The sequence below is a fragment of the Ruegeria sp. AD9 genome (assembly GCF_056542305.1).
On record NZ_JBQFZP010000007.1, the window covers coordinates 33,282 to 47,705 of the forward strand.

17 protein-coding genes are annotated in these 14,424 nt (G+C 56.6%); 5 read left to right on the forward strand and 12 right to left on the reverse strand.

Features of this window, described 5'->3' with window-relative positions:
* Positions 1-35: 35 nt before the first annotated feature.
* A complete protein-coding gene (locus ACR0AM_RS12025) occupies positions 36-659 on the forward strand; it encodes a DsbA family protein (protein ID WP_480623025.1) in 624 nt (207 codons plus the stop codon).
* A 13-nt stretch (positions 660-672) separates the two neighbouring features.
* On the opposite strand, the gene ACR0AM_RS12030 is transcribed toward ACR0AM_RS12025, so the two are convergent.
* Positions 673-1,701: a phosphotransferase family protein gene (locus tag ACR0AM_RS12030; RefSeq protein WP_480623026.1), complete on the reverse strand. Its 1,029-nt coding sequence runs from the start codon at positions 1,699-1,701 to the stop codon at positions 673-675.
* A gap of 14 nt (positions 1,702-1,715) precedes the next feature.
* Positions 1,716-2,534 (reverse strand): SDR family oxidoreductase, encoded by an 819-nt coding sequence (locus ACR0AM_RS12035; protein WP_480623027.1) that lies wholly within the window; start codon positions 2,532-2,534, stop codon positions 1,716-1,718.
* Positions 2,535-2,685: 151 nt separating this feature from the next.
* Between ACR0AM_RS12035 and ACR0AM_RS12040 the strand changes: the two genes are divergently transcribed.
* From ACR0AM_RS12040 to ACR0AM_RS12050, 3 genes are all read left to right on the forward strand, one after another.
* Positions 2,686-3,687, forward strand: a complete 1,002-nt coding sequence (locus ACR0AM_RS12040) for an NADPH:quinone oxidoreductase family protein (protein WP_480623028.1) — start codon at positions 2,686-2,688, stop codon at positions 3,685-3,687.
* A gap of 123 nt (positions 3,688-3,810) precedes the next feature.
* Complete coding sequence (gene aroQ / locus ACR0AM_RS12045; protein WP_480623029.1) at positions 3,811-4,260, forward strand: type II 3-dehydroquinate dehydratase; 450 nt, start codon at positions 3,811-3,813, stop codon at positions 4,258-4,260.
* Positions 4,257-5,012 carry an autoinducer binding domain-containing protein gene (locus ACR0AM_RS12050; protein WP_480493168.1) on the forward strand — a complete coding sequence of 252 codons (756 nt, stop codon included), beginning with the start codon at positions 4,257-4,259 and terminating at the stop codon, positions 5,010-5,012. The genes aroQ and ACR0AM_RS12050 overlap by 4 nt, the downstream gene beginning before the upstream one ends.
* Before the next feature lie 354 nt (positions 5,013-5,366).
* On the opposite strand, the gene tsf is transcribed toward ACR0AM_RS12050, so the two are convergent.
* The 5 genes from tsf to ACR0AM_RS12075 form a co-directional block, all read right to left on the reverse strand.
* Positions 5,367-6,242, reverse strand: coding sequence for a translation elongation factor Ts (gene tsf, locus ACR0AM_RS12055; protein ID WP_480623030.1), 876 nt, complete (start codon positions 6,240-6,242; stop codon positions 5,367-5,369).
* Positions 6,243-6,319: 77 nt separating this feature from the next.
* Positions 6,320-7,102: a 30S ribosomal protein S2 gene (gene rpsB / locus ACR0AM_RS12060; RefSeq protein WP_480472744.1), complete on the reverse strand. Its 783-nt coding sequence runs from the start codon at positions 7,100-7,102 to the stop codon at positions 6,320-6,322.
* Positions 7,103-7,268: 166 nt separating this feature from the next.
* Positions 7,269-8,144 carry a lyso-ornithine lipid O-acyltransferase gene (gene olsA, locus ACR0AM_RS12065; RefSeq protein ID WP_480623031.1) on the reverse strand — a complete coding sequence of 292 codons (876 nt, stop codon included), beginning with the start codon at positions 8,142-8,144 and terminating at the stop codon, positions 7,269-7,271.
* On the reverse strand, positions 8,110-8,865 hold the full coding sequence (gene olsB, locus ACR0AM_RS12070; RefSeq protein ID WP_480623032.1) for an L-ornithine N(alpha)-acyltransferase: 756 nt from the start codon (positions 8,863-8,865) through the stop codon (positions 8,110-8,112). Before olsB ends, olsA begins: the two co-directional genes overlap by 35 nt.
* Before the next feature lie 102 nt (positions 8,866-8,967).
* The gene (locus tag ACR0AM_RS12075) at positions 8,968-9,150 is read right to left on the reverse strand and encodes a DUF3553 domain-containing protein (protein WP_267364751.1); all 183 of its coding nucleotides are present in this window, start codon (positions 9,148-9,150) and stop codon (positions 8,968-8,970) included.
* Positions 9,151-9,192: 42 nt separating this feature from the next.
* Here ACR0AM_RS12075 and ACR0AM_RS12080 point away from each other — a divergent pair, with 42 nt between their 5' ends.
* On the forward strand, positions 9,193-9,789 hold the full coding sequence (locus tag ACR0AM_RS12080; RefSeq protein WP_480623033.1) for a histidine phosphotransferase family protein: 597 nt from the start codon (positions 9,193-9,195) through the stop codon (positions 9,787-9,789).
* Here the strand turns inward: ACR0AM_RS12080 and ACR0AM_RS12085 are convergent.
* Genes ACR0AM_RS12085 through ACR0AM_RS12105 form a run of 5 tightly spaced genes read right to left on the reverse strand, consistent with a single transcriptional unit; the run spans position 9,786 to position 14,388 of the window.
* Positions 9,786-11,048 carry a glutamate-5-semialdehyde dehydrogenase gene (locus ACR0AM_RS12085; protein WP_480623034.1) on the reverse strand — a complete coding sequence of 421 codons (1,263 nt, stop codon included), beginning with the start codon at positions 11,046-11,048 and terminating at the stop codon, positions 9,786-9,788. The genes ACR0AM_RS12080 and ACR0AM_RS12085 overlap by 4 nt on opposite strands.
* A gap of 32 nt (positions 11,049-11,080) precedes the next feature.
* On the reverse strand, positions 11,081-12,187 hold the full coding sequence (gene proB, locus ACR0AM_RS12090) for a glutamate 5-kinase (protein ID WP_480623035.1): 1,107 nt from the start codon (positions 12,185-12,187) through the stop codon (positions 11,081-11,083).
* The gene (obgE, locus tag ACR0AM_RS12095; protein ID WP_480623036.1) at positions 12,175-13,209 is read right to left on the reverse strand and encodes a GTPase ObgE; all 1,035 of its coding nucleotides are present in this window, start codon (positions 13,207-13,209) and stop codon (positions 12,175-12,177) included. The genes proB and obgE overlap by 13 nt, the downstream gene beginning before the upstream one ends.
* 37 nt (positions 13,210-13,246) lie before the next feature.
* On the reverse strand, positions 13,247-13,783 hold the full coding sequence (locus ACR0AM_RS12100) for a GNAT family N-acetyltransferase (protein ID WP_480472732.1): 537 nt from the start codon (positions 13,781-13,783) through the stop codon (positions 13,247-13,249).
* A complete protein-coding gene (locus ACR0AM_RS12105) occupies positions 13,780-14,388 on the reverse strand; it encodes a LysE family translocator (protein WP_480472730.1) in 609 nt (202 codons plus the stop codon). The genes ACR0AM_RS12100 and ACR0AM_RS12105 overlap by 4 nt, the downstream gene beginning before the upstream one ends.
* Positions 14,389-14,424 lie beyond the last annotated feature (36 nt).

A 14,424-nucleotide genomic window follows, 5' to 3' on the forward strand; every position in this document is an offset into this window, starting at 1 on the left:
AACAAGATTTCAAGGGACCGAAACGGAGGAACCCCATGACGCAGACCATAGACTTCATTTACGATTTTTGCAGCCCGAACGCGTTTCTCGCCCATAAGATGCTCCCCGATCTTGCCGAGCGCTATGACGCAAGCATTACTTATGTTCCTGTCCTGCTGCCTGCGGTGTTCAAGGCGACGCATAACCAAAGCCCGTTTCAGGCGTATTCCGAAAACCGCCAAAAGACAGCCTATTTGACGCATGATCTGCACCGGTTTGCCCGCCGTCGTGGGTTGAGCTTTCATATGAGCCCGCATTTTCCGATCAACACAAAACTTGCCATGCGCGGCGCGTGTTTTGCCAATGGAAAACCTTGGGAAGTCAAATATATAAACGCGATTTTTGATGCAATCTGGGTACATGGTCAGAAGGCGGACGAGATCGGTGTCCTTTCGGATATCCTCCATGAAAATGACTTGCCCGTTCGCAAAATTCGCGAAGCCATGGCGAGCCCCGACGTTAAACTGAAACTGAAAGAGAAAACCAAGTCGTCGGTTCGGCGTGGTGTGTTTGGGGTTCCCAGCATGTTCACCGGGGCTGAACTGTTTTTTGGAAAGAACAGTCTGCCAAACCTTGAGGTTGAACTTTCAAGGCAAAATAGTGACACAAAAACAGGTTGATAGGTCGTCACTCTCATTTGGAGTCAAGAGCTTTCAAGCCGTGTTGGGCGAATATAGGAACATATGCGCCAAAAGCCTTTGCGCGGTCGGGGTCTGACGCGTTCCCATCCAGCGCGCGTTTGTAGACACCCTGTAGGATGCCCGCCATGCGAAAGAAATTGAAGCCCAGATAAAAGCCGAAATTGTCTATGCCATCCAGACCTCGACGTCTGCAGTATTGGGCGATGAAAGCCTCATCGCTGGGCAGGCCCAGGCTGTTTCGATCCACACCCGCCAGCCCCCGGCCCTGTTTTCCCGGCGGCAACTGCCATTGCATGATTACTGCGGCAAGATCCGCATAAGGGTGACCGATCGTCGACAGTTCCCAATCCAGCACCCCGATACATTCCGCCCGGTTCGGCGCAAACATCAGGTTGTCGATGCGGTAATCCCCGTGCACCAGCGTGCGCTGCCCGTCATCGGCCGGTACCGAGGTTTCGAGCGCAGTGGCCAGTGCATCCATTTCCGCAATGGCCGAGGTTTCGGACGCGCGGTATTGCCTGGTCCAGCGAGCGATCTGACGCTCGTAATAGTTGCCAACCGGCCCATAGTCAGACAGGCCAACGGCATCGATATCCATCATATGCAGCTGGGCAAGAACCCTGTTCATCTCGTCAATGATGGCGGCGCGAGTTTCGTTGCTTTCTTTGGGCAGGGTTGGGTCTGGAAACACCCTGCCCTGCAAACGCTCCATCACATAAAAGGCCGAGCCGATGACGCTGTCGTCTTCACACAGCAGATACATCTTGGGCACCGGAACCTCGCTTCCGGCAAGGGCGCTTTGAACCCGAAATTCGCGATCAACGGCATGTGCCGATTTCAGCAATATTCCGGCGGGTTTTCGGCGCAGCACATAGGCTTTCTCCGGCGTGCGTAACTCAAACGTCGGGTTGGATTGCCCTACGTCAAATTTCCTCGCCTCCAATGGCCCGTTGTAGCCGGAAAGATGAGCGCTCAGATACGTATCTACTGCCGCCAGATCCAGATTGGTTTCGGTTTTCATTGGCTCTCTTCCCGTCACAGGGCCTCGGCAAAGATGTTTCCGGCGGTCACAACGTTGATCCCACCCGAAACCGGGATCACCGCACCTGTCACATAACTGCCGCCGCGACCGCACAGGAACAACATACAGCCTGCGATATCCTCGTCCCGTCCGACGCGACCCAGAGGTACAGACTTGCCAACCCGTTCTCTGGTATCCTCATCGGCTGTCGCAAAGGCAGTCATGCGCGACACAAACGGTCCCGGAGCGAGTGCGTTCACCGTGATGTGGTACGGTGAAAGTTCCTTGGCCAAGACCCTGGTCAGATGCAAAACCGCAGCCTTTGAGGCCGAATAGCTGTAGGCCCCATCGCCCATTGGGACTTCACCCATGACCGACCCGACATTGACAATGCGCGCCGGGTCTTCGGCGGTGCCTGATTTCATTAGCATTGGCAAAAGCCGCTGGGTTAGTTCGAATATCCCTGTCACGTTGACAGACATGACCTTCTCCCATGCATCGTAGGGAAACTGCCCCAAAGGGGCACCCCAGGACACCCCCGAGTTGTTCATCAGGATGTCCAGTTTGTCCGTACGCGCGTGAATGTCAGAGACCAGCTTGCCTATACCGGCTGCGCTGCCAATGTCACCGGCAAAGCCTTCGGCGCTGCCCGGCGCGTCCAGCGCGTTCAGTTCTGCGGCGACCGTGGCACAGGCGTCTCCTTTTCTTGAGGCAATGAGCACGCGCGCGCCCGCACGAACCAGCGCCTCGGCTGCCATGCGGCCAATACCTGTCGCCCCACCTGTTACCAAAGCGGTTTTGCCGTGAAGCGAAAAGAGGGTGTCGGGGGTCATTTTGTGCTCCTCAGTTTCTTTGTCACCAGTTCATCCTGATACATATTGCGTTCCTCTTGCCGTTGCGGCAGGCGTTGGACCGTAGCGTTGACAAAAAACCATGCTGCACCAAAACTTCCTCGACACAAAGTACAGGCAGATCAGAGGCGGTATGCAAGCATTACTCAGCGTCGCACCGGGCGGCCCCGAAACCCTGGAGCTTACGACCCTTCCCGACCCGAAACCGGGCAAAGGTCAGCTTTTGATCGGTGTGAAAGCAGCGGGCGTGAATTTTCCGGACACGTTGATTATCCGCGATCTCTACCAGATGAAGCCGCCACGGCCCTTTGCTCCGGGCGGTGAAATTGCGGGTGAAGTTCTGGCTGTGGGCGAAGGCGTCAATGGATTTAAGCCAGGCGACCGTGTTATGGCCCTAACCGGGCATGGTGGGTTTTCGACCCATGTCACACTCAAGGCGGACACTGCAATCCTAATTCCTGATGCGATGCCCTATGAAGATGCCGCCTGTTTCATTTTCACCTACGGCACGTCCTACCACGCGTTGAAGGATCGGGCGGAGATTCAACCCGGTGAAACCCTGTTGGTACTGGGTGCCGCCGGAGGTGTGGGGTCAGCCGCCATTGAACTGGGCAAAGCCATGGGTGCCAGGGTGATCGCAGCCGTTTCATCACCTGAAAAGGCCGAATTCTGTAGCCAGATTGGTGCCGATGACGTGGTGATTTACCCGCGCGACATGGACAGGGATGCGCAAAAAGCCTTCTCAGCCGAAGTTAAGAAACTTGCCGGGCCTGACGGCGTAGACATCGTCTACGACGCTGTTGGGGGTGCGCTGGCCGAACCGTCCCTGCGCAGCATGGCCTGGAAAGGTCGTTACCTTGTCGTCGGTTTTCCAGCGGGCATTCCGCGGATTCCCTTGAATCTGGCCCTTTTGAAAGGATGTCAGATCGTTGGTGTGTTTTGGGGCGCGTCAGTATTCCGCGACCCGATCGGCCATGCTGACAACATCAAGAACCTGTTCGATCTGTACACAGCCGGGAAAATCAAACCGCGGATTAGCGCCCGGTTCCCGCTTGCCCGCGCGCACGAGGCGCTTGAACAATTGTCGCAACGATCCGTTCTGGGAAAAATCGTTGTCACCATGGAGGAAAATTGAGGCCGGGAACAAAATGGCGGCCCGATTCCCACACCGGTTTTTCGACTGTACTCGATCCGGCAAAGTCAGGTAGACAACCCAACCTTTAGGCGTCTATGTACCATTCATGGGGATCGTGAAGACATGCACAACGTTTTGGTATTGAATGGCCCAAACCTCAACCTGCTTGGCACACGGCAGCCCGAGGTTTACGGCAGCACCACTCTGAAGATGATCGAGGAGGAGTGCCAGCGCCATGGCACGTCCATTGGCCTTGAAGTCTCGCATCTGCAATCCAACCATGAGGGTGTGTTAATTGATGCGATCCATGGCGCTCGCGGTATGCAGGATGGCCTTGTGATAAATGCGGGGGCGTTCACACACACATCGGTTGCGCTGATGGATGCCATCGCGTCAGTTGAACTGCCGGTTGTCGAAGTTCACCTATCCAACATCCATGCAAGGGAAGCATTCCGGCACAAGTCCTATATCGCGCCTGTCGCTCTGGGGCAGATCTGTGGCTTTGGCGCCCAAGGTTATGTTCTTGCACTGGACGCACTGGCCGCCCATCTGAAAGCAGGTGATACGGCATGACCCTCAGGGAATATCTGCGATTTGTCAGCTATGCCAAAACCCTGGAAGACCTGTGGGATGCGCATTGCCGACAAATGGCGGAATACGGGCTTGATCGTTTAATCTACGGCCATACGCAATACAGGACGGCAACCTCATTGGGCGATCCAGAGGATTTTGTCATCCTGACCAATCATAACCGCGCCTATGTGGACGGTTTCATCAAGGACGGTTTGTATTTTCACGCCCCCATGTTGAAATGGGCGCTGGACAATGAAGGCGCCGCCAGCTGGAGAATGTTGCTGGACATGCACTCTCGCGGGTCGATGACCGATAAAGAGCGCGAGGTTTTCGAGTTCAACAAGTCCATGGGTGTTGTTTCTGGTTACACCATCAGCTTCAACTCGGTCTCGGTGCGCTCCAAAGGGGCGATTTCCTTGTCCGCCAAGGAAGGGATGAGCCAGGAAGACATTGACGCAATCTGGCAGGAGCACGGCGAAGACATTCTTTTGATGAACAACGTTGCGCATCTGAAGATCCTGACCTTGCCTTTCAACCCTCCGAACCGGGCCCTGACAAAGCGTCAGCGCGAGGCTTTGCAATGGGTCGGTGACGGCAAAACCACGCAGGACATAGCCCTGCTGATGGGCCTGACAGCGGCAACTGTCGAAAAGCATCTTCGACTCGCCCGTGAGGCGTTGTCGGTCGAAACGACTGCTCAGGCTGTTTTAAAGGCATCTTTGCATAATCAGATGTTCATTATGGAAGTTTAGGAGTGTTTTTGTGACGCCATCCAGCGTCAGTTTACCCTAGGTAAGGAAATCACTACTTTTCAAATCTAACCTAAAAGTTGCAAAGTGAGAGTGTTCCGTGAGTGGTGGCTTTAGCCAGGGAACATTCGATTGGATCTTTGCGATTTCAAAGCTCTCCAATCACTCTGACAAGGGGGCGCCTATTCGTCCGCGTACCTGTGTCGGAATTTTGGGGGGCCTCGACCATCCCCATCATGCGGGGCCCTCCAATCCTTCACTTCTTTGCGAATTCTATGATGTGCCACTAACAAAAAAGGGCTACGCAATGCGTAACCCTTTCATTTTGTTCAGCAAGGCCCCAGTCGGAGCCGTTCTTTAGCCCTGAGCGGCTTTTGCGACTTCGGCAGCGAAGTCTTCTTTTTCCACAACGATGCCTTCGCCAACCTCCAAGCGAACGAAGCCGGTGATGGTTGCGCCTACTTCTTTTGCAGCGGCTTCAACGGTCAGATCAGGGTTCACAACGAATTGCTGGCTCAGCAATGTCGATTCGGCGACGAATTTCTTCATGCGGCCTTCGATCATCTTTTCGATCACCTGCTCCGGCTTGCCGGATTCGCGGGCGATGTCCATCTGAACCTGCTTTTCCTTCTCGACAATTGCCGGGTCCATGTCGGCCTCAGATAGGGCAGCCGGGTTCACAGCGGCGATGTGCATCGCAACCTGCTTGCCGATAGCCTCATCACCACCCGACAGTGCAACCAGCACACCGATTTTGCCCATGCCGTTGGTCGCAGCGTTGTGCACATAAGACACAACAGTGTCGCCCGACAGCTTGGCCATGCGGCGCACCGACATGTTTTCGCCGATGGTGGCGATCTTGTCGGTCAGAGTGTCGGCAACGCTTTTGCCGCCCAGATCAGCAGCCAGCAGTGCTTCGATGTTGTCCACACCTTCAGCAGCGTTTGCGATCTTGCCGACCATTTCCTGGAACTCAGCGTTTTTAGCAACGAAATCGGTTTCCGAATTCACTTCGACAGCAACGCCGTTGCCACCGCTAACGTGAACAGCAACCAGACCCTCTGCCGCGGTACGACCAGATTTTTTGGCTGCTTTGGCCAAGCCTTTGGTACGCAGCCAGTCAACGGCGTCGTCCATGTTGCCGCCGGTTTCGGTCAGCGCTTTTTTTGCGTCCATCATGCCTGCGCCGGTCGAGTCGCGCAGTTCTTTAACCATTGCTGCTGTGATTGCCATCTTTTGGCTCTCCTCAATTCAAACGGAATTGGGGCAGGTCATACCCTGCCCCATATGTCATTTACGTGACGGGCAGCTTACGCTTCGGCAGGGGCTTCTGCGGCTTCTTCCGCAAGAGCTTCTTCAACCGGAGCTTCTTCGAATGCGCCTAGGTCTACGCCTGCTGCGCCCATCTGTGCGGTCATGCCGTCCAGAGCGGCGCGTGCGACCAGATCGCAGTACAGAGCGATTGCGCGTGCTGCGTCGTCGTTGCCGGGGATGATGTAGTCAACGCCATCGGGCGAGCAGTTGGTGTCGACAACAGCCACAACCGGAATACCCAGTTTGTTGGCTTCTGCGATGGCCAATGCTTCTTTCTTGACGTCGATGACGAACAGCAGGTCCGGAACGCCGCCCATTTCGCGGATACCACCTAGCGACGCCTGAAGTTTGCCCTGGTCACGTTCCATGCCCAGACGCTCTTTCTTGGTCAGGCCTTCTGCGCCCGATTCCATGGCTTCGTCGATCTGGTTCAGACGGTTGATCGACTGGGAAACGGTTTTCCAGTTGGTCAGCGTGCCGCCCAGCCAGCGGTGGTTCATGTAGTACTGAGCCGACTTTTCAGCCGCTTCAGCAATCGGGCCAGCGGCCTGACGCTTGGTACCAACAAACAGAATGCGGCCACCCTTTGCGACGGTGTCACGAACAGCCTGCAAAGCCTGATCCAGCATCGGAACGGTCTGGGTCAGGTCCATGATGTGGATACCATTGCGCGAGCCGTAGATGAACGGGCCCATGCGGGGGTTCCAACGCTGTGTCTGGTGACCAAAGTGAACGCCAGCTTCCAGCAGCTGACGCATGGTGAACTCGGGAAGAGCCATGCTATTTTCCTTTTCCGGTTTACGCCTGGGCGGGGGTGAAAGAAGCGGACGCTCCAACCGGCGGTCTTGATGAGGATGTCTCCCTCAAAAAGGCCAAACCCCGCCTGCGGGTTTGATTGGCGCGCGTATAAGGCAGGTTTGCGCGCTACGCAAGGGCCAATCGCCCTTATTTTTCAAGCTGCGCCAATGCGTGCGCATGCCTGACGGCGTCTTCACAATGGGCGGCCAGAGCCTTGCGGTTTTCAAAGTCGCTGACCCGCGCTGGCGCATGATATATTAGTTCAACCGTTCCTTGCCGACGTGCGCCAAGGGTCTTCAGCAAATGCGGCCCGAACTCCATATCCCCCCACCAGCCATAAAAGCGTTTTGGCTGGCCTTTGGGCGCGTGAAACACCACAGAAACGGGTTGGATAAACATGAATTCACGCAGCTCATCTGCAAAGAACGCGGCGAAAAGCGTTGTTTTGAAAGGTAAAATGCGAAGCCCGTCGGTTGAGGTGCCTTCGGGGAAAAACAACAGTTTGTGACCCACTTTCAGGCGGGTTTCAAACAGCTTGGTCTGTTCCTTAGCTTTCTTGCGATCCCGTTCGATGAAAAGCGTCCCGGTCGCACGGGCCAGCCAGCCGATACCGGGCCATTTGGCCACTTCTGCCTTGGAGACAAAATAGACCCGCTTGCGCGCGTTCAGAGCAAAGATATCCAGCCAGGACGTGTGGTTTGCCACCACCGCCCCCCTCTCTTTCATCAGCGCGCCTGATGTGCGGAACCCGATGCCAAGAATTCGAAACGCGTTGCGGCAGACAAACTGCGTGATGAACGGCGTCACAGGTCGCCGGACGCCGAAAATCGGATACTCGATCAGACGAACGGCCAGAAGGATGATCAGGCCACCAAAGACAAGGGCCGCCAGCGGGACTCCGCGCAGAATGACCAGAACCCATCCGGTAACGCCCAGCTCGATCGGATCGGGCGCGTCTTCACTATTCCAGAGCGGGTCGTTCACAGCGTCACGCCCCGCCATAAATTCGACGCTGCCGTTCATTCATGCGCGTTGTGTCGAGGATCAGGCACACATCCGTTGTGTTGAAGGTGTGGTCGATAAAGGCGCCCTCGCCCACGAAACCACCCAAGCGCAGGTAGGCTTTGATCAATGCTGGCACCTGAACCATGGCGGCGCGGCGGTCCAAAGCTTCTGGTTTCACAAGGTCCATCGACTGAAAAACATCGGGCTGCGCCCGTACGCGCAACTCTGGCGGAGCCAGATGGTTGTGGTGAAGCATCGACAAGGGCTGCGCCAATGCGGTCACGTCTGTTCCGTGAAAACTCGCAACGCCGAACAGCACCTCAATGTCACGTTCCGCTACATAAGCGGCCAAACCGTTCCACAGGTGGTACATTGCTGTACCCCCACGGTAGTCGGGGTGCAGGCACGACCGTCCCAACTCCAGCAGTTTGCGCCCACTGTTCTTGAGTACGGTCAGGTCATACTCGTCTTCAGAATAGAATTGCCCCAGTTCCGCGGCACGTTCGTCCGGTAACATCCTGTAGACGCCAATAATTTCGCCGGTGAGATCATCATAGGCCAACATATGATCGAAATACGGGTCGAAACGGTCTTTCTCGAGGCCAGCATCGTGATCGACCATCTCTCCGCCGCCCCCCAACTCACGCACGAAGACATCATAGCGCAGGCGTTGAGCTGCTTGCAGGTCGGCTTCGGTCTCGGCCAGTTTTACGGTGAAAGAAGGGCCAGTATCCGGCATATGGGGTGATCCGTGTTCTTTTGGCTGCTGATACCGCAGTTTTTCAGCCAAAGGCAACAAGCCCCGCTTCGGTCAGCGTTGTTAACCTTTCCTAAACCACTTTCACAGATCAAAGACCGGCATCAGGGCGATGCGCGTTCCGTCGATCACCACTTTTCCCTGCTCGCGAAAGTTCACGGTGATCTTGCCTGCAATGTTGGACTGAACCTGTCCGACGCCCCATTCGGGAAAATCCGGGTGGCGGACAAACATGCCCGGTGCAAGTATAGCATTCATGTCTGTCATAGGGGCCTCCGGGACGTGCGGCAGATACAGTCGGAGGTACGCATGGGCGAGATCAACGTCAACCTGGCCGAATTGATCGGTTCGCGGATTTGCCATGATCTGATCAGCCCGATCGGCGCGATCACCAACGGGCTTGAGCTGTTGGATATGGTGGGCGCCGTACAGGGCCCCGAGATGGAACTGATCTCGGGCAGTGTCGAAAGCGCCGGGGCACGTATTCGCTTTTTCCGCGTTGCCTTTGGCTCGGCCAGTGATCAGCCGCTTGGTCGGACCGAAGTAACCGAACTGCTGAAAGATATCGAGCGTGCCGGGCGGATACGGGTCAACTGGAACCTGACCGGGCCAGTGCCGCGTAATCAGGTCAAACTGGCCTTTCTGGCGCTTATGTGCTGCGAAAGTGCCATGCCGCTGGGCGGCGCGGTCGAAATCGTCAATCAGGGCAACAATTGGATTGTGACCGGGGTTGCAGACCGGTTGAATGTCGATAGTGATCTTTGGAAGAACGTTGTGACAGGTCGGTTTCCCACCAAGATCACGCCCGCGCACGTTCAGTTCGCGTTGCTGCCTGAAACGGCAGCTGCGATGGGTCGGCGGATTGCCGTTGAAACCTCGGCAACCCGCGTGTCACTTCGGTTTTAAGCCCGGATCGTTCCGTTCCCGCGTACGAGATATTTGAAACTGGTCAATTGCGCCGCCCCGACCGGCCCGCGCGCGTGCATCTTGCCCGTCGCGATTCCGATTTCTGCCCCCATGCCAAATTCACCGCCATCCGCAAACTGGGTCGAGGCATTATGCATCAGGATTGCGCTGTCGAGACGCTCAAAGAAACGGGCTGCTGCTGCGTCATCCTCGGTCATGATGCAATCAGTGTGGTTCGAGCCGTATTGCTGAATATGGGCAATCGCAGCGTCGATATCGGCAACGGGCTTCGCAGCGATCACGCTGTCGAGGAACTCTTTTCCCCAGTCATCCGCCGTAGCAGCAACTGTACTCTCTCCAGCGAGAACACCGTCGGCGTGAACCTCGACGCCTGACTGGACCAGTGCCGCAACGACGTCACGCCCCAGTGTGTCGGCGATATCCTGATGAACCAGCAAGCATTCAGCGGCTCCGCAAATACCAGTGCGGCGGGTCTTGGCATTCAGTACCACTTCCAGCGTTTTCTGCGGATCAGCAGCCTTGTCGACATAAATGTGCACGATGCCTTCGAGATGAGCAAAGACCGGCACACGGGCTTCTCGTTGTACAAGGCCCACCAGTCCCTTGCCACCGCGTGGAACGATGACGTCGACATAGTCGGTCAGCGTCAGCAACTCGTGCACTGCAGCGCGGTCGCGTGTGGGCACCAGTTGGATGGCGTCTTCGGGCAGGTTCGCGGCCTTCAGCCCTTCGACCAGACAGGCATGGATCGCGGCTGAGGAATGAAAGCTCTCGGATCCGCCGCGCAGAATTACCGCATTGCCCGATTTCAAACACAGCGCCCCGGCATCCGCAGTCACGTTGGGTCGGCTTTCATAGATCACGCCGATAACCCCCAACGGTGTCCGGACGCGTTGGATGTTAAGGCCCGTGGGCATATTCCATTCTGACAGAACCTCACCCACCGGGTCGGCCTGATCCGCGACGGTTCTCAGCCCGTCCACCATGCCCTGAATACGCGCCTCATCCAGCATCAGGCGATCCATCATTGCGGGGCTCAGACCCTTGTCGCGGCCGAATTCCAGATCTTTTTGATTGGCTTCGATGATCCGTTCCCGATTGGCCCAAACCGCATCTGCGGCTGCAATCAGCGATGCGTGCTTTCGTTCAGCTGTTGCGAAAGCCAGTTCACGCGAAGCGGCTTTGGCACGTTTCCCAAGATCTTCCATCAGAGCAGGAATGCTGTCGAAGTCTTTCATATCGCGTGCCTTTCAGATCATCTTATTGAAAGTTAAAGGGCCAGGTCGTCCCGGTGGATGAGGGCTGCGCGGCCGGGATAGCCCAGCGTCGCCTCGATTTCCGAGGACTTACGCCCCTTGATCGCATCGGCTTCCTGCGCCGTATACCGGCTGATCCCCTGAGCCAGACGGCGGGATTCCAGATCAAGGATGGCGACAGGATCGCCACGACCGAAATCTCCGGTCACTTCCACAATCCCGGCAGGTAGCAGGCTTTTGCCATTGGCCAGTGCCTTGGCCGCCCCCTCGTCTATTGTAATCTCACCCCGAGGTTTCATTGCCGAAATCCAGCGTTTGCGGGCTGCGTGTGGATCCAATGTCGCGGTAAACCATGTGGAATTGGCACCGTTTTCGAGCGTTTTCAGAGGGTTCAGAACCGACCCTTCAGTAATTGCCATGGCGCAACCACCAGCGGTTGCCATCTTGGCCGCCAACAGCTTTGTCTTCATCCCGCCTTTGGACAAGCCCGATCCCGCATCACCAGCCATGGCTTCAATCTCGGGTGTGATCCTGTCGATTGTTTCAAAGCGCGTCGCCGAAGAATCTTCTTTTGGATTACCGGAATAGAAACCATCCACATCCGACAGCAGAATCAGTTGGTCGGCGCCTACTGTTACGGCGATTTGCGCGGCAAGGCGGTCATTGTCGCCATACCGGATTTCGTCCGTTGCGACCGTGTCGTTTTCATTGACGATCGGAACGACGCCCAACCCAAGCAGAGTTTCCAAGGTTGCGCGTGAGTTCAGATACCTGCGGCGATCTTCGCTGTCTTCAAGCGTCACCAGAACCTGCGCCGTGGTGATCCCATGGGGTGCCAACGCTTCTTCATAAGCGCGTGCAAGCCGGATTTGCCCAACCGCAGCAGCAGCCTGTGACTGTTCCAAGGGCAGTGCCGCCATCGGCAGGCCCAGAACGCCGCGACCCAGTGCAATCGAACCGGACGAAACAAGGATTACATCTTTCCCCTGCCCCTTGAGCCAGGAAACATCCTGCGCCAACGACAGCAGCCAGTCAGACCGCAGCAGGCCAGTGTCGCGATCAACCAGCAAAGCCGACCCGATTTTTACCACCAGACGGCGTGCCGAGGTCAGGGTTGCCAAGGTTGTACCTCCTCAGCGGGTTTCTGACGCACACGGTTGTCGTCGATCTGGCTGCGCAGCGCCCGCAGAACTTCGGTTACACCCAGATGCGCCACACCGGACATCGTCATGACGGGGCCGCCCACGGCCTCCTCAAGCTCTGCGACAGCATGGGCACGTTCTTCGTCATCCAGCGCGTCGATCTTGTTCAGAACAGTGATCCGGGGCTTTTCAGCCAGCTCGCCGCCATAGGCTTCCAGCTCGTGAATGATCGTGCGGTAATCATCGGCGACCGTCTCTGAGGTGCCATCGACCAGATGCAACAACACGGCACAGCGTTCCACGTGGCCCAGAAAACGGTCACCAATGCCACGGCCTTCATGAGCTCCTTCGATCAGGCCGGGGATATCGGCCACAACAAATTCGACGTTGTCCACGCCCACAACGCCCAAATTGGGATGCAGCGTGGTAAACGGATAATCGGCAATCTTGGGCCGCGCATTCGACGTGGCCGCCAGAAAGGTCGACTTGCCCGCATTCGGCATACCCAAAAGACCCACATCGGCGATCAGCTTGAGCCGCAGCCAGATTGTGCGGTCAATCCCCGTCTGCCCCGAATTGGCGCGGCGCGGGGCCTGATTTGTGGCAGATTTGAAATGCAGGTTGCCAAACCCGCCATTGCCGCCCTTGGCCAGCAGAACACGTCGCCCGACTTCGGTCAGGTCGCAGATGACGGTTTCTTCGTCTTCGTCCAGGATTTCAGTGCCAACCGGCACACGCAGAACGATATCGTCCCCATCCTTGCCGGTGCGTTGCTGCCCCCGGCCCGGTTGCCCGTTTTTGGCGAAGAAGTGCTGCTGATAGCGGAAGTCGATTAGGGTGTTTAGCCCATCCACAACTTCGGCCCAGACAGACCCGCCTTTGCCGCCGTCCCCGCCATCGGGGCCGCCGTATTCTATAAACTTTTCGCGTCTGAAGCTGACGCAGCCGCTACCGCCGGCCCCGGACCGGATGTAGACCTTTGCGAGATCGAGAAATTTCATGTGTGTCCCCTACTGCAAAGGCCCCATCGGCCACAAGTCAGAGTTTTTTACTGTATGTCCAGGTGGGCACATTCGCATCGCGTGCCACCGAATAGCTTTCCGCATCGCCCAGATACTGGAACCCACAATGGGTCAGGACCCGGGCCGAGGCCGGATTATCCTGAAACACACTGGCGAACATCGTCGCGTTCTCCAGCGGGTTGGCGTTAACAAGTGCTTCGACAGCCATCGAGGCAATGCCCGTGTTCCAATAGATCGGCGCGACCCAATAGCCGACTTCGGACTGATTCCGGTCAAGTCGTTTCAGCGAAATCACACCGATCAGTTCCGGACCTCCGTCCTTGGTGGCATCCATGACCCAGACGTCTTCATCCCGGTTGTCGGCCATCGAACGGGTTACAAAGGCTTCGATCGATCCGGGGGCCAGTGGATGTGCAATACTGGTGGTCATCCGCGCCACGCGCTCATCACCTGCATAATGCTCGATAAGGCCCATGTCCGACCGGCGCAGGGGGCGCAGATCGAACCGCTCGGTTTCAATGACCGGCTGATTAATTATTGTCTCAAGCTTCATTGGTGTGTTCCTCCTCCGAACAACACGAATAGTACGGACGCGACCGTAAGACCCGCCAACGTCCACATCAGATATTTTTCCGCCGGGCGACCTTCAACCGCATGCGCGATTCTATCCCCGGCAAAAGTCCAAATCGGGTGCAAAACGATCTGGCAGATCAACAAACTAAGAGCGATCGTGAGCGTTGCATCAAAGCTGGACGTCCCCGCCGCGACAAAGCCGGTAAAACCCGCAACAATCATGGCCCAGGCTTTTGGGTTCAGCGGATGCACGATCAACCCCGCCCAGAATCCCGGAACATCACCGACCGCATTTTCGCGCGACAATCGCAAATTCGCGATCTTCCACGCCAGCCAGCAAATATATGCAGCCGAAGCATACTTCAGCGCCGCGAAGACTGTCGGAACCTGTTCCGCCAGTTGCAGCAGGCCAAAGCCTACGGGCCAGATAATCAGCTGCTTGCCAAGCACGACACCGGCCACAAAAGGCAATGCGGCGCGAAACCCATAGCGCGCACCAGTTCCCAGCAGGACCATGTTGGCCGGCCCTGGCGTGCCGACCTGAGAGGCGGCAAATATCAGGAAACTGGTGGTTGCGACTGTCATTGGTTCTTTCGATCACGACTGCGTTAAAACGAGAAA